This window comes from Pseudarthrobacter sp. 1G09 (genome assembly GCF_050038305.1).
Taxonomy (GTDB): domain Bacteria; phylum Actinomycetota; class Actinomycetes; order Actinomycetales; family Micrococcaceae; genus Arthrobacter; species Arthrobacter equi.
Genome location: NZ_CP188306.1, coordinates 2467318 through 2486802, shown reverse-complemented (window position 1 = coordinate 2486802; position 19485 = coordinate 2467318). Strand labels below are relative to the sequence as shown.

The 19485-nt window shown below is 68.1% G+C and carries 14 protein-coding genes; 9 read left to right on the top strand and 5 right to left on the bottom strand.

Translation table 11 applies throughout. The annotated features are described in order from the left end of the window. Positions 1-48 precede the first annotated feature (48 nt). Together ACP3TD_RS11440 and ACP3TD_RS11435 are read left to right on the top strand one after the other, a co-directional pair. Positions 49-1539 carry a DUF5129 domain-containing protein gene (locus tag ACP3TD_RS11440; protein ID WP_426763026.1) on the top strand — a complete coding sequence of 497 codons (1491 nt, stop codon included), beginning with the start codon at positions 49-51 and terminating at the stop codon, positions 1537-1539. A 95-nt stretch (positions 1540-1634) separates the two neighbouring features. Continuing rightward, positions 1635-2072 carry a DUF1003 domain-containing protein gene (locus ACP3TD_RS11435; RefSeq protein WP_426763025.1) on the top strand — a complete coding sequence of 146 codons (438 nt, stop codon included), beginning with the start codon at positions 1635-1637 and terminating at the stop codon, positions 2070-2072. Here the strand turns inward: ACP3TD_RS11435 and ACP3TD_RS11430 are convergent. The 3 genes from ACP3TD_RS11430 to ACP3TD_RS11420 all read right to left on the bottom strand — a co-directional run bounded on the left by ACP3TD_RS11430 (position 2069) and on the right by ACP3TD_RS11420 (position 3890). Next, a complete protein-coding gene (locus ACP3TD_RS11430; RefSeq protein WP_426763024.1) occupies positions 2069-2824 on the bottom strand; it encodes a DUF4386 family protein in 756 nt (251 codons plus the stop codon). The two genes, ACP3TD_RS11435 and ACP3TD_RS11430, sit on opposite strands and share 4 nt — an antisense overlap. A gap of 5 nt (positions 2825-2829) precedes the next feature. After that, on the bottom strand, positions 2830-3330 hold the full coding sequence (locus ACP3TD_RS11425; RefSeq protein WP_426763022.1) for a GyrI-like domain-containing protein: 501 nt from the start codon (positions 3328-3330) through the stop codon (positions 2830-2832). 89 nt (positions 3331-3419) lie between these two features. Continuing rightward, positions 3420-3890, bottom strand: coding sequence for a pyridoxamine 5'-phosphate oxidase family protein (locus tag ACP3TD_RS11420; protein WP_426763020.1), 471 nt, complete (start codon positions 3888-3890; stop codon positions 3420-3422). Between the two features lie 135 nt (positions 3891-4025). Here ACP3TD_RS11420 and ACP3TD_RS11415 point away from each other — a divergent pair, with 135 nt between their 5' ends. Genes ACP3TD_RS11415 through ACP3TD_RS11385 form a run of 7 tightly spaced genes read left to right on the top strand, consistent with a single transcriptional unit; the run spans position 4026 to position 16215 of the window. After that, on the top strand, positions 4026-4496 hold the full coding sequence (locus ACP3TD_RS11415; protein WP_426763018.1) for a pyridoxamine 5'-phosphate oxidase family protein: 471 nt from the start codon (positions 4026-4028) through the stop codon (positions 4494-4496). Beyond that, complete coding sequence (locus tag ACP3TD_RS11410; protein ID WP_426763017.1) at positions 4468-6444, top strand: heavy metal translocating P-type ATPase; 1977 nt, start codon at positions 4468-4470, stop codon at positions 6442-6444. Before ACP3TD_RS11415 ends, ACP3TD_RS11410 begins: the two co-directional genes overlap by 29 nt. After that, positions 6441-6953, top strand: a complete 513-nt coding sequence (locus ACP3TD_RS11405; protein ID WP_426763015.1) for a universal stress protein — start codon at positions 6441-6443, stop codon at positions 6951-6953. The genes ACP3TD_RS11410 and ACP3TD_RS11405 overlap by 4 nt, the downstream gene beginning before the upstream one ends. Continuing rightward, positions 6953-9508: a cation-translocating P-type ATPase gene (locus ACP3TD_RS11400; RefSeq protein WP_426763014.1), complete on the top strand. Its 2556-nt coding sequence runs from the start codon at positions 6953-6955 to the stop codon at positions 9506-9508. Before ACP3TD_RS11405 ends, ACP3TD_RS11400 begins: the two co-directional genes overlap by 1 nt. 54 nt (positions 9509-9562) lie before the next feature. Beyond that, positions 9563-11968 carry a phosphoenolpyruvate synthase gene (gene ppsA, locus ACP3TD_RS11395; protein WP_426763012.1) on the top strand — a complete coding sequence of 802 codons (2406 nt, stop codon included), beginning with the start codon at positions 9563-9565 and terminating at the stop codon, positions 11966-11968. Positions 11969-12010: 42 nt separating this feature from the next. After that, positions 12011-15193: an HAD-IA family hydrolase gene (locus ACP3TD_RS11390; protein ID WP_426763011.1), complete on the top strand. Its 3183-nt coding sequence runs from the start codon at positions 12011-12013 to the stop codon at positions 15191-15193. After that, on the top strand, positions 15190-16215 hold the full coding sequence (locus ACP3TD_RS11385; RefSeq protein ID WP_426763009.1) for an ATP-dependent 6-phosphofructokinase: 1026 nt from the start codon (positions 15190-15192) through the stop codon (positions 16213-16215). The genes ACP3TD_RS11390 and ACP3TD_RS11385 overlap by 4 nt, the downstream gene beginning before the upstream one ends. A gap of 7 nt (positions 16216-16222) precedes the next feature. On the opposite strand, the gene ACP3TD_RS11380 is transcribed toward ACP3TD_RS11385, so the two are convergent. Further along, positions 16223-18640 (bottom strand): HAD-IC family P-type ATPase, encoded by a 2418-nt coding sequence (locus tag ACP3TD_RS11380; protein ID WP_426763008.1) that lies wholly within the window; start codon positions 18638-18640, stop codon positions 16223-16225. Beyond that, positions 18601-19467, bottom strand: a complete 867-nt coding sequence (locus ACP3TD_RS11375; RefSeq protein WP_426763006.1) for a universal stress protein — start codon at positions 19465-19467, stop codon at positions 18601-18603. The genes ACP3TD_RS11380 and ACP3TD_RS11375 overlap by 40 nt, the downstream gene beginning before the upstream one ends. Between the last annotated feature and the right edge of the window lie 18 nt (positions 19468-19485).

The following is a 19485-nucleotide window of genomic DNA, read 5'->3' as shown; positions in this document are numbered from 1 at the left end:
TGGCCCGCTGATACGAATGGATCAGGACAACTTCGATGGGGGACACGGATGCAGCTGACAAAAGACGACACTTCCCGGCGCCGGGAAGCCGTGCCCAGGATGGCGGGCTTGCTGCTGTTCGTGGCCGCGCTGATGCTTGGCAACGCAGCCGCCGCGCTGGCGGTTCCGCCGTCATCCGTGGTGGTTGAGGACACCGCCGGTGTGCTTGACCGGAACACCCTGGTCCCGGCTGTTGAAGCGATGGACTTCCACGAGCCCACCACCGTGGCGGTGTACACCTACAACGGGCGGGCCGAAGACAACCTCAACGAGGAAGTGCTGCGGTTCGCCCGCTCCGAGCATCCTGAATGGATCAGCGCAGACGGGCAGAAGTGGGCGGACGGGCTGTTCATCTTTGCCCTTGACCCCGTGGGCCGCCACGTGGGGACGTACATGGGTGAAGACCGCAAGGTGTCGCTCGAGCAGCGCAGCGACATCCAGAACGCCACCAAGGAACTGTTCCGGGACGCCCAGTGGACGGACGGCACCATCACAGGGGTCCGGCGTGCCGCACAGCTGATCAACCAGCCGTGGTACCAGTCGGCTGCTTTCCTGGTCACAGCCTGGGTCACCGGCGGGATCGCCGCCCTCGGCGCCGGCGCCTGGCTGATTGTCCGCACCGTGACCAGGTCCGCCAGCCGGAAAGAGATTGAACGCGGCGACCGGAGCTACGCCAGTGTCAGCATGGACCTGGACGTCACGGAGCTCAACGCCGGCACCATCCCGGAGTCCTCCCGCTACGGCAGCCAGGTCCTGGAAAAGCACCGCACGTTCCTGAACCGGTACACCGCCGCCACCGATCTTTCCAACCGGGTGCACGCGCTCAGCCAACGCTCGCTGGGCCGCCGCGGGAACCTCAAAATCACCCGCGAATACGCCGATGCCGCCACCGAACTCGATGCACTCGATGACGTCATCGCGGACACAAACGCCTTCCTCAACCTGGCCGCCACATGGCCGGCCGCCTGGGACCGGCAACTCGCGCCCTTCCGCAGCGACCTGTCCGGGTTGGAGCAGCTGCTGACCAAGCACCACGGCCAGGGGGACTCGGCCACGGCCGCGGCACTGCGGTCCTTTCGGGACCATAGCCTGCGGGACATCGAGGGTTGGACCGCGGAACTGGCCGAGGAGCGGATCACCCCCGAAACAGCGCTGGACCGCCTCAACGAGGCACGCAGCAAGCTGGCCGGGCTCTTGGAGAACCACGCCGCAACGGTGATAGCCGGCTTCGCGAAGAACGAACGCGAAGCGAAACTGATGCGCCAGCAAATGGAGGCTGCCCAGGACGGCCTGGGGCGCAGCCAGCGCCGGACCTATGAGCCCAGCATCCTGGGAACCGTCTACCCCTCCTACCACTTCTTCAACGTCGCGGCCTTCAGCTCGGGCCTCAACACCGGCCTCAGCAGTGTCAGCTCCGCGCGGGGCGGCGGTAGCACCACCACCGGTTACGGAAGCAGCGGCGGCAGCTTCTCGGGCTCCGGAAGTTCGTCCGGTTTCTGACGCCAGGAAAGCGCCGCAGCGGCCGGCGTTCCGCACGCGATCTGTCGCCGCCCACCGCAGGGCTAAATGTTGCGCCGTCCGCATACCCTTGGCTCATGAGCGAGCGCAGAACTACGTGGCACGCCCGGCACAAAGAGGGTCTTAGCCGGGGCGAGCGGGCGGCTGACGTCCTCCGGAACGGGATGGGCAGCTGGACATTTGTGGGTCTCTTCATGGCCTTCATGGCGGCATGGGCCGCAGTAAATACCTATCTGCTGACGGCCACTGCCTGGGATCCGTACCCGTACATCCTCCTGAACCTCTTTCTCTCCATGCTGGCGGGCCTGCAGGGTGCCATCCTCCTCATTGCCGCCAAACGGCAGGATGCGATTGCAGCAGCCATGGCACGGCACGACCTTGAGACGGACATGCAGTCGAAGGGGGAAATCGACCGGCTGATGGCCATCAACAACCAGCAGCTTGAGTTGCTGGAGGAGCTGCGGACGCTCCTGAAGCAGCGGAGTACGACGCCGGAGGGCGGGGGCCACTCCTAGGGCTCCGCGGGTGCGCGGTGCTGTTCGGCGGGGACCGGCATCCGGATCAGCGCAATGCCGGTGGCAACAAACCACGCCCACAGCAGGACGCCGTAACCCCAATAGAATTCCGGCACGGCGTAGCGCAGGATTTCACTGGCGATGCCCAGCGCCCCGGTGGCCATGCCCAGCCACGCAACCCAGCGGGGGAACTGCCCGGACGGCGTGCGGCCCATCGCGATGGCCATGAGGAGGATGCCCACCGCCGAGAGTGCACCGACAAGTGCGGGGGTGTTGTTTTCGGCAATGATGGCTTCAGCGGCCGTGGCGAACATCTTTCGGCCCTCAGCTGTGGACGCGGCCATGTAGCGGTCGCTGAGGTAGACCAGGTTGAGTGAGCCGCGGCTGCTGACAGGAACGGCCAGGAACAGCGCCCACGGAAGGGCGCCGGCCACCAGCGCCACCACGCTGAGGCTTTTCTGCGTGGGCAGTACGGCCACGAAGAGCGCGGCGAAGACCAGTACGGCGAGGATGTTCGGCAGGATCCACAGGATCTGCTCGGCAACATAGGCCGCCTTGTTCCCGGCAATGAACTCCAGCGTTTCGGTGCCGCCATCCACCGGGGGAGGCGCGGCGAAGTCCAGGACCAGTGCCGTGATCAGCAGGACCACGAAGAGGATTGCCGCCACCCCCGCGCAGATGAACAGGGGTTTCCACTCCCGGCCTGTGCCTGCGGCGCGGTGGTTCACGGCAGCTGACGGGATGCGGGGCATGGCAGCTAGCCGGTCCGGTCGGCAACAGGCCAAATGATCCTGGTCTGCCACGTGGCCGGGTCCGGTTCCTTCTCCGGGTCGCTGAGGTAGTACTCCCACATGCTGTCGGACGGGGTGAGCCCGTCTGCCTGCATCTGCTGCTGGATGGCTCCGTAGGTTTGGCGGAGGGTGTCGTAGGGGCCGGTGTGGATTGCTTCCAGGGCATCGGTCTCCGGCAACGTTCCGGCCAGGACGCCATCGGCGGAGGTGAACGTGCCGGCAATGGGGAATCCGGCCTCCACGTCCACTGTTTCGCCGGGCATGCCGTGGTAGCGCGCGAACGGTGGCCCGGCCGGGGTGGCACCCTGGCGCTGCGCTGCCGCCATGACAGTGCCGAATACCCGGTCGAAAAAGTCCGGGAGCGCGTCCATGCGGACCTGTTCACGGACGACGGCGACCGGTTGCTCTGCGAGGTGCACTTGCCGGCCCGGCCGGCCGGCGTCGCCGTTAGTACTGGAGGTGTTCATGGCACCATCGTGCCGTTCGCGCGGCCGGGCCGGTCAGGGCCTTAGGCCCCTAAAGCTGTGAGCACGCAAGGGCCACCAGGCGCGTGCGGCTATTCGAGCCCTGCCCGGGTGGCGTCGTCCAGCGCGGTCCGCCAGGTACCTGTTGCGGACAGGGTGAACTTCCTGCCGGTCACCGACTGGGGAATGATGCGGATCAGGTGTTCCTGGCCCACGCCCTGCCAGGGAAACAGCCCGCGGCGGGTGTCGTTGAGCGAAGTCCCCGAGGCATCGTCCTGGACTGCTTTGCCCTTGACCACAACACTCCAGGCCAGCCCGAACTCGCCGCTGACGCTGTCAGCTTCGAGGGCAACCAGCGAGTTCGCTTCCATGGCATCGAGCTTGGTTCCGCTGCCGGTGCGGAACAGCAGGCCGCCGCCGTCGGGCTTGAAGCTCACCGGAAACACGTCCGGCTGGCCATCGACAACCACGGCGAGGCGTCCAACACTCGTGTTCTCAAGCAACCGCCAGCACTCATCGGTATCGAGGATTTCAGCTGCGGGCACCATGTTCTTGTCGGTCATGTCCAGATCCTAGAAGCCCTGCCGGGGTACCAACAGGGCCCAAAGACCGTAAGGTGCCGGTGCACCCCGGCAGCACACCGCGCCCGGGTCCTAATGCCCTAGTGCAGCTGCGCCGCGGCCACTACGTTCGGCTGTATGCACAACAGTTCAGCGGCTCCGGAGATGGAGGTCCTCAGCGCCGATGCCTGCTGGGACCTCCTGCGCGAAGTGTCGGTGGGCCATTTGGCAGTCCTGGTGGACGGGCATCCCGAAATTTTCCCGGTCAACTACAAAGTGGACAACGGGGCACTGGTGTTCCGCACCGGCGAGGGAACAAAACTGGCCGCCCTGGCCGGGGACGCCGCCGTCGCCCTTGAAGCTGACGGCACCGGCGGCGAACCGCGGCGGGCATGGAGCGTGGAGGTCAAGGGCCGCGCCGTGGTCCTCGAACCGTCCCCGGACCTGATGAAGGGCGTGGGGCTGGTTCTCTTTCCGTGGCAGGCGGGACCCAAAGACCACTTTGTGCGGGTCGTCCCCAGGTCCGTGACCGGCAGGCGGTTCGTGGTTACTTCCCCGCTGACGTGGTGGAACCATCCGGATGTTGCCCCGCGGGCGGACCTTGACTAATGAACAGCCGTCCCCGCCGGGCGTAATCGCAGGGCCCGGGACGGCCGCTAATGGTCCGACACCGGGCGATCCGCTGCTGGCCAGGATGCGGGCCCAGGTCCGCCTATACCCCCTCGTGTTCCTGACGTGCCTGGTGCTCGCCGCCACCCTGGGGCTGCTGCTCGCCGGGCGGGAAGAGCCTGCCCGGCTGGGTGCGTCCGCCTATGCAGCCCTCGTGGCCGTGTTCCGCGCGGTGGCGATGGTCCGGTCCCTCCGGGAGGGCCGCTGGGGGATCGACGTGCTGGCGCTCATGGCCATCGCGAGCACGGTGGCCGTGGGCGAGTACCTGGCCGCCCTGGTGGTCATCCTCATGCTTGCCGGCGGCGAGGCGCTGGAAACCTTCGCCCAGGGCCGCGCCGTCCGCGAACTGCGGTCCCTGTTGGACAGGGCTCCCCGCTTCGCCCACCTCGAAGCCAACGGATCCGTACTGGAGGACACGCCCATCGGCGAGGTGCTGCCGGGCGACATCCTGGTGGTGCGCCCCTCTGAACTGGTCCCAGTGGACGGTGAGCTCCTGTCCGGGGCGGCCAGCATGGACGAATCGTCCCTGACGGGCGAGAGCCTGCCGGTGGAAAGGGTACGGGGGGATCTCCTGCTCAGCGGCTCCGTCAACGGCGAGGCAGCCATCAGGGTGCGGGCGGCGGCCACGGCGGCCGACTCACAGTACAGCCGCATCATCGCCCTGGTGGAGGAGGCTTCCTCCAGCCGGGCGCCGGTGGTGCGCCTCGCGGACCGGTACGCCGTTCCCTTCACCGCGCTCGCGGTGGCTATGGCCGCCACCGCCTGGTTCCTTTCAGCAGACCCCGTCCGGTTTGCCCAGGTCCTGGTGGTGGCCACGCCATGCCCGCTCCTGATCGCCGCACCCGTGGCATTCCTCGCCGGCACCAGCCAGGCGGCCCACAAAGGCATCATCATCAAGAACACCGGCACGCTGGAACAGCTTGCCCGCGCCCGGACGGCGGTCTTCGACAAGACCGGAACACTGACTTCGGGACGCCCCGTCCTGGACACTGTGCAGGCGGCACCGGCCGCGGGGTCCGGCGCCGGGCCGGCCTTTGATCCTGCGCGTATCCTGCAGCTGGCTGCCTCCGCCGAACAGTACTCCTCCCACGTCCTGGCGGCCTCCGTCATCGAGGCAGCCGCCCAGCGCAACCTGGAGCTCCTGCCGGTGACAGAAGCCACCGAGCGTGCCACCCACGGTGTGCAGGCCGTCTGCGGGGAAGACACCGTAGTGGTGGGCAAGGCCGGCCTGGTGAAAACCGCGGCCGGGTTCCGTGAAGCGTCGATCCGCAGCGGCCAGCTGGCGGTGCACGTGGCCATCAACGGGACATACGCCGGGGCCCTGATCATGAAAGACCCGTTGCGGGCCAACGCGGTGGGAACCCTTGACCAGCTGCAGCGCCTGGGGGTCCGGCACACCGTGCTGCTGACCGGCGACGCCGGCGCCACCGCCGCACACATCGCCAGGGAAGCCGGGATCACCAGGGTGCAGGCGGACTGCCTGCCGGAGGACAAGGTCCAGGCCGTGGCGGCCATCCGGGAGCGGCCCGTGCTCATGGTGGGCGACGGCGTCAACGACGCGCCGGTGCTCGCGGCAGCGGACGTGGGCATCGCCATGGGCGCCAAGGGCGCCACAGCTGCCAGCGAATCCGCGGACGTGGTGGTGATGCTGGATGACCTGTCCAGGGTTGCCCTGGCGGTGGCAATCGGGCAACGCACCATGTCGGTGGCCCTCGTCAGCATCTGGACAGGCATCGGGCTAAGCGTCGGGCTGATGGCCGTGGCCATGACCGGCTACATTCCCGCCGTCACCGGCGCCCTCCTCCAGGAACTCGTTGACCTGGCCACCATCCTGAACGGGCTGCGGGCCCTGCACGGAGCCGCCGTTCGGCCAGCCCCACCGGCATGACCTTTGGCACTTCCGGGCCGCCCGCCGTCGTGGCGAATGTAGTGGATATGAACGAAGAATCAGCTTCCCGGCCCGTCATCGTGGGTGTTGACGGGTCCGAATTCTCCTCGGCTGCCCTCCGGTACGCCGGAACCCTCGCCGCCCGGTTCGGCGCCAGGCTGGAAGTCATCACCTGCATCGGCATGCCCGACTACCTGGTGGTATCCAGCCTTGAAAGCAGCGAGCACCCGCTGACGGCCGGGCTCGAGGACACCGCCAGGCGCCTGGTGGAGGACGCCCTCGGCCGGGCATTTACTGGCGACCGGCCCACGGCTATCGACGTGACTGTCAGGTTCGGAGCGCCGGGCAAAGTCCTGGTGGAAGAGAGCAAGCGGGCGCAGCTGCTGGTGGTGGGCAGGCATGGTGAAGGGGGCTTCCCCGGCACGTCCATGGGCTCGGTCAGCAAGGCCTGCGCCGCGCGGTCCGCGTGCCCTGTGGTCCTGGTGGGGCAGGAGCCGGACAGCGTGTGATGGCGGCTGCAGGCCTCACTGCTGAGCGGGCAGCGGAACTGCTCAAACGCTCCGGACCCAACGTCCTGCCGGGTGAGAAGCCCGTCCCGCAGTGGCGCAAGCTCTGGGCGGAACTGACCCACTTCTTCGCCCTCATGCTGTGGGTGGCCGCCGCCCTGGCCTTCGTTGCCGGGATGCCGCAACTGGGGGTGGCGATCATCGTCGTCGTGATCGTCAACGGCGTCTTCGCGCACATCCAGCAGGAACGCGCCCAGCACGCAGCAGCCAGGCTGCGCGGCCTGCTGCCGGCCGACGTCCGGGTGCGGCGGGACGGAGAGGTCCGTGCTGTCCATGCCAGTGACCTGGTCATGGATGACGTGGTGCTCCTGACCGCCGGCGACCGGATCCCCGCCGACGTCATCCTGCTCACGGCCGCGGCCTGTGCCGTTGATGAATCCATGCTGACCGGCGAAAGCGAGCCTGTTCCCAAAACGGGCGGTGACGCCGCCTGGGGCGGCACCTTCCTGGTCAACGGCGACGCCGAAGCCACCGTTACCGCCACCGGAGCCGCCACGCGCCTGGCCGGGATCGCTGCACTGACCAGCGCTGCCTTGCCGCCGCCCACGCCCTTGTCGCTCGAGCTGCGCAGGATTGTGCGGCTGGTGGTGATGGTGGCCCTGGGCATCGCCTGCCTGTTCTTCCTGGTCTCCCTGGTGGCGGGAATCGCCTGGCGCGACTCGTTCCTGTTCGCCATCGGAGTGGCCGTCGCACTCGTCCCGGAAGGCCTGCTGCCCACAGTCACCCTGTCCCTGGCGATGGGCGCCCAGCGGATGGCCGCCAAGAACGCACTGGTGCGCAACCTGGAGGCTGTTGAAACGCTGGGGTCCACCACCTTCATCTGCACCGACAAGACGGGGACCCTCACCCAGAACAGGATGAACGCCGTCCAGGTCCACACTCCTGCAGGAACCATCCAGATAGCGGGGGAGGGATACGAACCGGCCGGATCCGTGCAGGGTGACGGGCAGGAGGCGGCCGCGGAGGCGGCGCTCGCCGCCCGGGCAGCCTCGCAGGGCCGGGCGGTACTCCGCAACGGCGAGTGGCAGGCTTCGGGCGACCCGATGGAGGCGGCGATCGATGCGCTGGCGCAGCGCCTCGCGGGCGGACCGGTTTCCGGAACCCCGCCTGCGCGACGGCTGGCCTTTGACCCCGTACGACGCCGGGAGTCGGCCATGGTGGGCACGGACCTGTTCTGTAAGGGCGCACCGGAAGCGGTGCTGCCGTTATGCGCGGATGTCACCGCACGCACCGCCGGCGAGGTGGAGGCGATGGCGTCCGGCGGCCTGCGGGTGATTGCGGTGGCACGGCGGAACCTGGCGGGGGTGGCAGGTGACAGGATGACCATGACCCCGGAAGAGCTGGAACGCAGCATGGAGCTGCTGGGCCTGATCGGCCTGCACGACCCGCCACGGCCCGGCGTGGGTGAGGTCATCAGCACAGCCCGCAGGGCCGGGCTCAAGCTGGCCATGATCACCGGTGACCATCCGGCCACAGCGGCGGCAATCGCCCGCGAGATTGGCCTGTCCGGAACCCCGGAGACGGTGGTGGAAGGCTCTGGCCTGCCGGAGGACGAGCAGATGCTGGGAGCTTTGCTGGACCGGGACGGCATCGTGGTCAGCAGGGTGTCGCCCGAGCAGAAGCTCCGGGTGGCCAAGGCGCTGCAGGCACGCGGCCATGTGGTGGCGATGACCGGCGACGGCGTGAACGACGGGCCTGCCCTGCGGGAAGCTGACATCGGCGTCGCCATGGGCCTCGCCGGAACCGATGTGGCCAGGGAAGCCGCGGACCTGGTGTTGCTCGACGACCACTTTGCCACCATCGTTGCGGCCATCGAACAGGGCCGGGCAACCTACGCCAACATCCACCGGTTCCTGACTTACCACCTGACCGACAACGTCGCAGAGCTGACGCCCTTCGTGGTGTGGGCACTTTCTGGCGGCCAATTCCCGCTGGCGCTCGGGGTGCTGCAGATCCTGGCGCTGGACATCGGCACAGACCTGCTGCCGGCCCTGGCACTGGGTGCCGAAGCTCCGGGCAAGCGTGTCCTGTCCCGGCCGCCGGACCGGCGGCACCTGATGGACCGGCAACTCATGGTGCGTGTGTTTTGCGTGCTGGGCCCGGTCGAAGCCGCCGTCGAAATGGCCGCGTTCTCCGCTGTGCTGTTTGCCGGCGGCTGGACCCGCGGCGGGCCCCCTGAACCCGGGCTGCTCCTGGCGGCGTCGGGCACGGCTTTCGCGGCGGTGGTCCTTGGCCAGCTGGCCAACGCGTTTGCCTGCAGGAGCGCCACGATGCTGCCCTGGCAGCTTGGCTGGGGCACCAACAGGTTGCTGCTGTGGGCCGTGGCGGCCGAACTGGCGGTCCTGGCCGCATGCCTGTTCATCCCGCCGGCCGCGGGCCTGCTGGGACAGGCACCGCCCCCGGCGGCCGGAGTGCTGGCCGCGTCCCTGGCAATACCGGCTGTCCTGGCGGCTGACTGGATATACAAGGCGGCCAAAGCCCGCCGGGTCCGGCGGTGACGCCGGGGACCTAAGACCCTGCCCCGGGATGCCGGACCGGCCCAGAATCAAGGCATGACTGCTCCTTCCGCCACCCGTGTCCACGTCAAATGGTTCAGCGACACCGGGATAGGGGACATCGCCTCCGTGGGCGGCAAGAACGCCTCCCTCGGTGAGCTGAGCAGGTCGCTGCAATCAGCAGGGGTCAAGGTACCCGAAGGGTTCGCCACCACATCTGACGCCTACCGGGCCTTCCTGGAACACAACGGCCTGGAACCCCGGATCAGGGACTGCATCGCGGAATACGAGGAGGGCCGGGCCACACTCCGGCAGGCCGGTGCCGCCATCAGGGAACTGTTCCTGGCCGCCGGCTTCCCGGACGGTATCGCCGCGGAAATCCGTGAACACTACCGGGACCTTTCACAGCGGGCGGGCCAGGCGCAGGTGCCGGTGGCGGTTCGCAGCAGTGCCACCGCCGAAGACCTGCCGGATGCCAGTTTCGCCGGCCAGCAGGAGACCTTCCTCAATGTCTCCGGGGAACGGGCCGTCCTCGAGGCCTGCCGGCGCTGCTATGCCTCGCTGTTCACTGACCGCGCCATCAGCTACCGGGACATCAAAGGATACGGACACCTCGATGTCGCACTGTCGGTAGGGATCCAACGCATGGTGCGCTCCGACGTCGGGGCCTCAGGGGTCATGTTCTCCATCGATACGGAATCGGGCTTTCCACAGGCGGTGCTCATCAGCGCCGCCTGGGGGCTGGGGGAAACGGTGGTGCAGGGAACCATCAATCCGGACAAGTACCAGGTGTTCAAGCCGCTGCTTGCTGACAGCCGCCTCATCCCGGTCATCGCCCGGGAAACCGGTGCCAAGGAACGGAAGATGGTCTACAGCCACGGCGGCAGCGCACTCACCCGGATGGTGGACACCACCGAACGCGAGCGCGCCGCCCTGGTGCTGACGGATGCCGAAGCCGTCCTGCTGGCGCGGTGGGCCACCGCTGTGGAGCAGCACTACGGGCGCCCCATGGACATGGAATGGGCCAAGGACGGACTGACCGGCGAACTGTTCATGGTCCAGGCCCGGCCCGAAACGGTCCAGGCGCGCCGCAGCAGCTCCATGTTCCGGACCTACCACCTGCAGCAGCAGGGCCAGGTCCTGGCCACGGGAGCAGCCGTGGGGGACAGCATTGCCAAGGGCAACGTATGCGTCATCCGGGACGCGAAGGACATCGAATCATTCACCGACGGATCCGTCCTGGTCACCCGGATGACCGACCCGGATTGGGTTCCCGTCATGAAGCGTGCCGCCGGCATCGTCACCGACCATGGCGGACCAACCAGCCACGCAGCCATCGTCAGCCGTGAACTGGGCGTACCGGCCGTCGTCGGAACCGGCAACGCAACGGACACCCTGCCCCACGGCGCCCCCATCACCCTGTCCTGCGCCGAGGGGGAAGAAGGCCGCGTCTACGAGGGGCTGCTTGAGTACACGGTGGAGGACGTGGACATGGACCGGCTGCCCGCCACCCGGACGGATGTGATGGTCAATATCGGCAGCCCGGCCGCAGCTTTCAAATGGTGGCGGCTTCCCGCTGCCGGTGTGGGCCTTGCCCGGATGGAGTTCATCATCAGCAACCTCATCCGGATCCACCCGATGGCCCTGGTCCATCCCGAGCGGGTGGCCGACGACGAGGCCGCACTCATCAGCCAGCTCACCCGCGGCTACGACGACCCCCAGGAATACTTCGTTGACACGCTGGCCACCGGCATCGCCAAGATTGCCGCGCCGTTTTACCCCAAGCCCGTCATCGTCAGGCTCAGCGATTTCAAGTCCAACGAGTACAGCCACCTGATCGGCGGCGGGTCCTTCGAACATCCCGAGGAAAACCCCATGCTCGGGTTCCGCGGCGCCTCCCGCTACTACAGCGAGGACTACCGCGAAGGGTTCGCCCTCGAATGCCGCGCCCTCAGAAGGGTGCGGGAACAGATCGGCTTCGCCAACGTCGTCGTCATGGTCCCGTTCTGCCGCACCGTCCACGAAGCCGACCAGGTGATCGAGGCCATGGCCAGCCACGGCCTGGTCCGCGGGGAAGCGGGCCTGCAGCTGTACATGATGTGCGAAATCCCTTCGAACGTGATCCTGGCGGGGCAGTTCGCCCAGCGGTTCGACGGGTTCTCCATTGGCTCCAACGACCTCACCCAGCTGGTCCTGGGAGTGGACCGGGATTCCGAACAGCTGGCGGGGCTCTTCGACGAACGCGATCCTGCCGTCAGCGCCATGATCGCCGAGGCAATCTCCAAAGCCCACGCGGCCGGCATCCGGATCGGCATTTGCGGCCAGGGTCCAAGCAACCACCCGGAGTTCGCCGAATTCCTGGTGGGCCAGGGCATCGATTCGTTGTCCCTGAACCCGGATACCTACCTCCGAACGCTGCCCGTCATTGCCGCGGCCGAGCAGCGGCTGAGCCGACGGGCCTAACGGCACTGTCTGCTCCGGACCCACTGCTGATAGCACTGTCCCATGACCGGCTCTCCCACCGCAGCTGCCGCCAGGCCGCCGTTTGACGCGGTCGTCTTCGACCTCGACGGAGTCATCACCAACACCGCGCTGCTCCACCAGGCCGCCTGGAAAGCAGCGTTTGACCGTATCTTCCAGGACCCGCGGATCCCGGCAACGGCAGACCGCACGCCGATGTCCAAAGCCGATTACCGGACGTACATCGACGGGCTGCCCCGGGAGGAAGGCGTCATGAAGTTCCTGGCCGCCAGGGGAGTAGCGGTGGACCGGGGAACGGACCGCGACCAGGCCGGTGCCTGGACGGCCTTCGGACTGGGGGCCCTGAAGAACCGGCTGTTCCTCGAACACCTGCGCAGGGACGGTGTCCAAAGCTATCCGGGCACCATGCAGCTGCTGCGTCGGCTGGCTGATGCCGGGGTGCCCACGGGGGTGGTGACCTCAAGCCGAAACGCGTCCTTCGTCCTGGATGCGGCCGGGATCGCGGACCTCTTCAGTGTCATTCTCGACGGAACAGCCGCGGCCAAGCTTGGGCTGCGGGGCAAACCCGCGCCCGATGTCTTCCTGGCCGCCGCGTTCCGGCTTGGCGTTCCACCGTCCCACGCCGTGGTCATCGAGGACTCGGTGGCCGGTGTCCAGGCCGCACGGCGGGGCGGATTCGGCCTGGTGGTGGGCATTGACCGCAGCGGCACCCGGCGCGGCCTCGAAGCGGCAGGCGCCGGTGCGGTGCTGAACGACGTTGGGGAACTGGATCTCGGACTGGTGCTTGGCGATCCCTGGCACCTGGTCTTCGAAGGATTCGACGCCGACCACGAAGGCCACCGCGAGGCGCTCACCACACTGGGCAACGGCTACCTCGCAGTCCGGGGGGCAGCCGAAGAAGGCGGCCCGGCCAGCTACGCCGGCATGTACCTGGCCGGCGTGTACAACAGGGCTGAAGCCCAAGCAGGCGGGGAGACGGTAGTGGAAGAACACCTGGTCAACGCGCCGGACTGCCTTCCCCTCGACCTGAGGCTGGAAGGCGGCCGCTGGTGGTCCGCCGGCGGCATGTCCCTCCTGCACGAGCGGCGCTCGCTGGACCTGCGCAGGGCGGTGCTGGAGCGGCGCCTGCTGCTCGAAACTGCGGACGGTAAACGGTTGGAGGTGGTCCAGACCCGCTTCGCATCCATGGCCGAGCCGCATCTGCTGGTGTTGGACATGCAGGTGACCCCGCTGGGCTGGAGCGGCGCGGTGGAGGTGCGCAGTGGAGTGAACGCCGGGGTCAGGAACGCCAACATTCCCGGCCCGGCGGCCGGTCCCGGGGTCCACCTGGCGGATCGCACCGCACTCGACGACGTGCCCGGTGACGTCCAGGACGACGGCATCTCCGTCGTCGAGGCCGAAACGACGCAAAGCCTGGTGCGGATCGCCGTGGCCTTCCGCACCCGGGGAGCCGGCATCGCGGCCGGGGCAGCCGCGGGCCGGGACGGGGCGCTCCACTACCGGACCTTCCGGATGGCGCTCGCGGACGGGAATCCGTCAACAGTCACCAAGGTTGTGGCCGTGGTGACGTCCCGGGACCGCGCCATCTCGTCCCCGGCCTCCGCAGCGCGGTGGGTGCTGCGCCGCGCGGGCGATGACCCCGGTGCGCTGCTGGCTGCCCACCTCGACGCCTGGCGCCGGGAGTTGGCGCCCTACCTGGTGGAGATGGACGCCCCAGGGCAGGTGCGGCTGGTCCTGAACCTCCATATCTTCCATGTCCTGCAAACCCTGACCCGCCACACGGCTGAACTGGATTCCGGCGTCACTGCCCGCGGGCTCCACGGCGAGGGGTACCGCGGCCACGTTTTCTGGGATGAGTTGTTCGTGCTGCCACTGGTGACGCTGCGCACGCCCGACGTGGCACGCGCCCTGATCGACTACCGGTGGCGCCGGCTGCCGGCCGCACGGCACGCCGCCGCACTGGCGGGCTGCTCCGGGGCGATGTTTCCCTGGCAGAGCGGAAGCGACGGGACCGAGGAGACGCCCACCTGGCTCTACAACGACCGCTCGGGCCGGTGGGTCCGGGACTACTCGCACCTGCAACTGCACGCCGGCCTGGCAGTGGCCTTCAACGCCTGGCAGTACTACCAGGCCACCAACGACAAGCCGTGGCTGCTCAGGCGGGGCGCCGAACTGGTCATCGACGTTGCACGGTTCTTCGCCTCCCGTGCGGAGTTCAGCCAGGACACCTCCCGCTACCACCTCAGGGGCGTGGTGGGGCCGGACGAATACCACACCCGGTATCCCGGAAACCCTGAGCCGGGGCTGGACGACAACGCCTATACCAACGTGATGGCTGCCTGGGCCTGCCTGCGGGCGGCGGACATCGTTGCCATCTTCCAGGGTGAGGAGCGGGCTGAGCTGGCGGCGCGGCTGGGCATCAGCGCCGACGAGGCCGCCGGCTGGGAGCACGTGGGCCGGGCCTTCTTCGTGCCGTTCCATGCCGACGGCGTCATCAGCCAGTTCGCCGGCTACGGGCAGCTCAGCGAACTGGACTGGGACCGCTACCGGGAAACCTATGACAGCATCGAGCGGCTGGACCTCATCCTGGAAGCCGAGGGCGATGACACCAACCGGTACAAGCTCGCCAAGCAGGCCGATGTCCTGATGCTTCCCTACCTCCTGGGCCAGGAAGGACTGACCGCACTCCTGGCCGAGCTGGGCTACACGTTCACCGCGGAGCAGCTGAACCTGACCATCGAGTACTACCTCGGCCGCACAGCCCACGGCTCCACCCTGAGCCGCGTGGCGCATGCCTCAGTCCTCGCCGCGCTCGACGCTGACCGGGCCTGGGACAGCTTCCGTGAAGCGCTCGACGCCGACCTGGACGACACCCAGCACGGCACCACCCGGGCGGGAATCCACCTGGGCGCGATGGCCGGGACCGTGGACGTCATCCAGCGCAGCTTCGCCGGGTTGAGGCTGAGCGGGGAGACCATCATTTTCGCGCCCAGCATGCCCACGGGACTGCGGAGCGTCGCTTTCCACATCCGGTACCGGGGACACCACCTGAACATCAGGCTCAAGGGCGGGCACCTCCATGTCGTTTCGGCACCCGGGGACGCCGCGCCCATCAGCGTACGGGTCAACGGCAGGGATACAACCCTGATGCCGGGCCACGCCGGGAACTTCCGGCTCGGGGCTGCCGCGGATCCGTCCCTGCCATGAGGCGCATCGGCATCCTGACCAGTGGAGGCGACTGTCCCGGCGTGAATGCCGTGATCCGCGGGGCTGTCCTTGCCGGAGACATTGTCCACGGCTACGGGTTCGTCGGGTTCAGGGACGGCTGGCGGGGAATCCTGGAACAGGACGAGGTGCCCCTGCCGCGGCACAGCGTCCGCGGCATCTCGCGCCTGGGCGGCACAATCCTCGGAACGTCCCGGACCAACCCGCTGCGCGACGGCGGGGTGAACGCGGTCCGGGCAGGGTTCCGCCGCAACGGCCTGGACGGGCTCATTGCCATCGGCGGCGAGGGGACCCTGGCCGCCGCCAGGGAACTGTGCAGCCAGGGACTGCAGGTCATTGGCGTCCCCAAAACCATCGACAATGATCTCGGCGCAACCGACTATACCTTTGGCTTCGACTCGGCGGTGCAGACGGCAACGGAAGCCATCGACAGGCTGCGGACCACCGGGGAATCGCACCACCGGTGCATGGTGGCGGAGGTGATGGGACGCAACGCCGGGTGGATTGCCTTGCACGCGGGTATGGCTGCGGGCGCCCATGCCATCCTGGTTCCGGAGCATCCCGTGACCCTGGAGCAGGTTGCCGCCTGGGTTAACTCCGCAAGCGGCCGTGGGCGGGCACCGCTTGTGGTGGTGGCCGAGGCGTTCACCCCGACCGGACAGGCGGCACCGTACGCTCCCCGTGGCCTGGACACGTTCGGCCGGCCCCGGCTCGGCGGTATCGGGCGCCTGCTGGAAGAGAAGCTGCAGCTCATGACAGGTATCGAGACCCGGGCCACCATCCTTGGACACATCCAGCGCGGCGGTGAGCCGACCGCCTACGACCGGGTGCTCGCCACCAGGCTGGGCATTGCCGCCGTGGACGCTGCGGCCAACGGCAGGTGGGGGACCATGGTGGCCCTGCGGGGCACTGACATTGTGCCCGTGGGGCTGGAGGAGGCGCTCGGGACACTGAAGCTGGTACCCGAGGCACGGTACCTTGAGGCAGCGGTCCTGTTCGGCTGAACGCCGGTCACAAGGATTTTTTTGCCCCGGCCGGCCGGCGCGTCCGCTGCAGTGCAGCGATGGCCTGGACCGCCCCGCTTCCGGCCATGCCGGTGGCGGCCGATACTGCCAGGAGGTCCGGCGGCGGCCATTCAAGCCGGAGGAAGTCGGTGGCCACCGGCGCGGTGAACAGCAGGAAAAGGCCGGCGTACATACCCAGAAGGATCAATCCCTTGGTCCAAGTGAGCGGGCGCGACGCCGTGACGAGGATCCACGACGCCAGCAGGGCAAGGGTGATGATGGCAGCAGACTGGCCGGCAGCTGTTCCCGCCAGGCCGATGGTGCCCGCGTACCCGCTGACTCCAGCCACGCACAGGGCTGCGCATAGTCCTGCAGGCAGCGAAAAGGACAGGGACCGCCTCAGGAAGCCAGGCGTATACCGCTCGCCGCCGGGCTGCAACGCCAGGAAGAACCCGGGGAGGCCGATAGTCAGGCCATCGAGGATGGACAGCTGCCGCGGCAGGAACGGGAACGGCCACAGGAGCAGCGCGAAGACGAGGGAGATGGCGGTGATGTAGACCGCTTTGCTGAGGAAGACCACGGACACCCGACCCACGTTGCTGATGGCCCGCCGTCCCTCTGCAACAATCGCCGGCAATCTGTCGAAGCGGCCGTCCAGGAGCACCAGCCGGGCCACTGCCTTCGTCGCCGGCGATGCCGTGTCCATGGCGATCCCCAGATCCGCCTCCTTCAGCGCGAGGACGTCGTTGACGCCGTCCCCGGTCATCGCCACAGTGTGGCCGCGCCGCTGCAGTGCCTGCACCATGTCGCGTTTCTGTGCCGGGGTGACGCTGCCAAAGACGTCGTTGTCCTCCATGGCCTGCTCCAGGAGGGCAGGGTCTGTGGGAAGGCTGCGGGCATCGAAGGCTCCGGAACCACCCATCCCCACGGTGCGGGCCAGGACAGCCACAGTGCGGGGGTCGTCGCCGGAGATGATCTTGAGGGTGACTCCCTGGCCACGGAAGTAGTCGAGCGTGGCCGCCGCATCTTTCCGGATGTCTTCGCGGAAGGTCAGCAGCAATGCCGGTTCAAGGTTGTCAGGGAGGCCACCACCCTCTGCCGTGCCCGGCGGCAGGGAACCGGGCACGTGCGCCAAAGCGAGCGTCCGCAGCCCCTTGGCGGCCAGCGCACCGGCCTTCCGGTGCGCCTCACCCAGCCGGGTTGATGGTCCGAGGACGGCACTGGGAGCCCCCAGCACCCAACTGCCTCCGGCGCCGCCCACGGAGGGAAAAGTGACCGAACTCCATTTCCTGGTTGAGTCGAATGGCACGGACGAGGATTCGGCCAGCAGTCCGTACCCGTGGAAGGCAGCCCCGATGGCCGCTGCCGTGGTGCTGGCTTCGGGCCTGGCTCCAAACCACGCGAGGGCGTCCTTCCATCCTTCGGCGGGTGGCATTCCGGCATCGTGCAGCGCGTCAAAAGCGACGGCACCTGTGGACAGGGTCCCGGTCTTGTCCAGGCACAGGACATCAACCCGGGCCAGTACCTCCACGGCTGCCAGTTCCTGGACCAGGACCATCTGCCGGGAGAGCCGCAATCCGCCCACCGCGAAGGCGACGCTGGTCAGGAGGACCAGGCCGAGGGGAATCATGGCAATCAGGCTCGCCACCACGCCCACCGCAGCCGTTACCCATCGGCCGGAACTGAAGGCCCCGGCCCAGCCGCCCGCACCCTGGACCTGTGCGTTCGCGACGAGTACCGCCGTCGGGAGCAGCAGCCAGGTGATGACCTTGAGGACCCTGTCCAGGCCGGCGCGGATCTCGGAAGTGACGAGGGAGAAGCGTTTCGCTTCGGCGGCGAGCCGCGCGGCGAACGTTCCTGCCCCGACCCTGGTTACCACCGCCCGCGCACTGCCGGCGAGGATCAGCGACCCGGACAGCAGGTCCGCTCCGGCGGATTTGGGTACCGGCTCCGATTCGCCGGTCAGGAGCGACTCGTCTGCCTCGATGAAACCGTTGTCGAGGAGCCGCAGGTCCGCCGAAACCTGATCTCCGGCGCTGAGCAGGACGACGTCGTCGGGGACCAGGTCCTCTGCCGGGATCCACTGCGGGACCCCATCCCGGATGACCCTGCTGCGGGCGGCCTGGAGGATGGCCAGGCGGTCAAGGGATTTCTTGGCCCGGTACTCCTGGACGATGCCGATGAGGGCGTTGCCCAGGGCGGAAAAGCCAAAGAGCGCATCCCGCCACTGGCCAAGCACGAACAGCAAGATGAAGCTGCCTGCCACGACGCCGTTGAACAGGGTGAGCACATTGGCCCGAACAATTTCCCACAGGCTGCGGCTGGTGGCGGCAGGTACGGTGTTCGTTTCGCCCCTGGCGGTCCGTTCCGCGACCCCGGCCGAGCTCAGGCCAGTTTCTTCAGCCTGGTGATGACGGTGGGGCATGGCGGCTGGGCCAGGACGGCATGGGCTGTGGAGCCTAACAGGAGCCTGCTGAAGCTGCCGCGGCCACGGCTGCCCAGCACCAGCAGCCTCGCCGTGGCAGCGGCACGGACCAGCGCGTCGGCGGGTTCCATGACGGTTTCGAGGACATCGTGAACGGCCAGGCCGGGGTAGTCCTGGCGCAGTCCGGCAACGGTCTCGGAGAGGACCACCTGTTCCTCCTCGACGATGTGACGGGCGAAACTGCCGGACGGAAGCCCTGCCCTGATCCAGCGGTTGGGACCCGTGAAGGCGTAGAGGACCGTGAGTTCCTCGCCCAGCACATCGGCCTCGGAGGCTGCGAAAGCCACGGCCTGGGTGGCCTGCTCGGACCCGTCGACGCCAACCACGATGCCCCGGCCATCAGCTTTCCCTGGGCCGATGACGGCCACCGGGCAATCGGCGACCGCTGCCGCCTGCAGTGCCCGGTCCGTCATGGCACCGCGGGATTGCCCGCTGCTGCCCAAAACCAGCATGGCCGCTTTCCCGGAGTAGCGGCCCAGGGAGGCGCCGATGCTGCCCTCCAGCATTTCGTGCGAAACCTCCAGGCCCGGTTGCTGGCTGCGGACCCGGTCGGCGGAGTTCTTCAGCAGGTCCTCCCCGGAGGTGCGCAGCACATCGATGTAGGGGAGTGCTTCGAGCGCTTCGCCGGCCATCCAGTGGTCATCCAGGACGGAAAGGAGCACCAGCGGCAGACGGAGCCGGGCGGCGCGGGCAGCGGCCCACGCCAGGGCTGCCCGGGATGCTTCGGACTCGGTGACGCCGACGGCGATGGGCTTGGTGGTATCCATGGCTGACCTTCCTTGGGG

Excerpts from the sequence above, each read along its gene's own strand:
- ACP3TD_RS11385 (WP_426763009.1), top strand. The coding sequence starts at position 15,190 with ATGAGGCGCATCGGCATCCTGACCAGTGGAGGCGACTGTCCCGGCGTG.
- ACP3TD_RS11440 (WP_426763026.1), top strand. The coding sequence starts at position 49 with ATGCAGCTGACAAAAGACGACACTTCCCGGCGCCGGGAAGCCGTGCCC.
- ACP3TD_RS11420 (WP_426763020.1), bottom strand. The coding sequence starts at position 3,890 with ATGACCGACAAGAACATGGTGCCCGCAGCTGAAATCCTCGATACCGAT.
- ACP3TD_RS11435 (WP_426763025.1), top strand. The coding sequence starts at position 1,635 with ATGAGCGAGCGCAGAACTACGTGGCACGCCCGGCACAAAGAGGGTCTT.
- ppsA (WP_426763012.1), top strand. The coding sequence starts at position 9,563 with ATGACTGCTCCTTCCGCCACCCGTGTCCACGTCAAATGGTTCAGCGAC.
- ACP3TD_RS11425 (WP_426763022.1), bottom strand. The coding sequence starts at position 3,330 with ATGAACACCTCCAGTACTAACGGCGACGCCGGCCGGCCGGGCCGGCAA.
- ACP3TD_RS11390 (WP_426763011.1), top strand. The coding sequence starts at position 12,011 with ATGACCGGCTCTCCCACCGCAGCTGCCGCCAGGCCGCCGTTTGACGCG.
- ACP3TD_RS11375 (WP_426763006.1), bottom strand. The coding sequence starts at position 19,467 with ATGGATACCACCAAGCCCATCGCCGTCGGCGTCACCGAGTCCGAAGCA.
- ACP3TD_RS11405 (WP_426763015.1), top strand. The coding sequence starts at position 6,441 with ATGACCTTTGGCACTTCCGGGCCGCCCGCCGTCGTGGCGAATGTAGTG.
- ACP3TD_RS11430 (WP_426763024.1), bottom strand. The coding sequence starts at position 2,824 with ATGCCCCGCATCCCGTCAGCTGCCGTGAACCACCGCGCCGCAGGCACA.
- ACP3TD_RS11410 (WP_426763017.1), top strand. The coding sequence starts at position 4,468 with ATGTTGCCCCGCGGGCGGACCTTGACTAATGAACAGCCGTCCCCGCCG.
- ACP3TD_RS11400 (WP_426763014.1), top strand. The coding sequence starts at position 6,953 with ATGGCGGCTGCAGGCCTCACTGCTGAGCGGGCAGCGGAACTGCTCAAA.
- ACP3TD_RS11415 (WP_426763018.1), top strand. The coding sequence starts at position 4,026 with ATGCACAACAGTTCAGCGGCTCCGGAGATGGAGGTCCTCAGCGCCGAT.
- ACP3TD_RS11380 (WP_426763008.1), bottom strand. The coding sequence starts at position 18,640 with ATGCCCCACCGTCATCACCAGGCTGAAGAAACTGGCCTGAGCTCGGCC.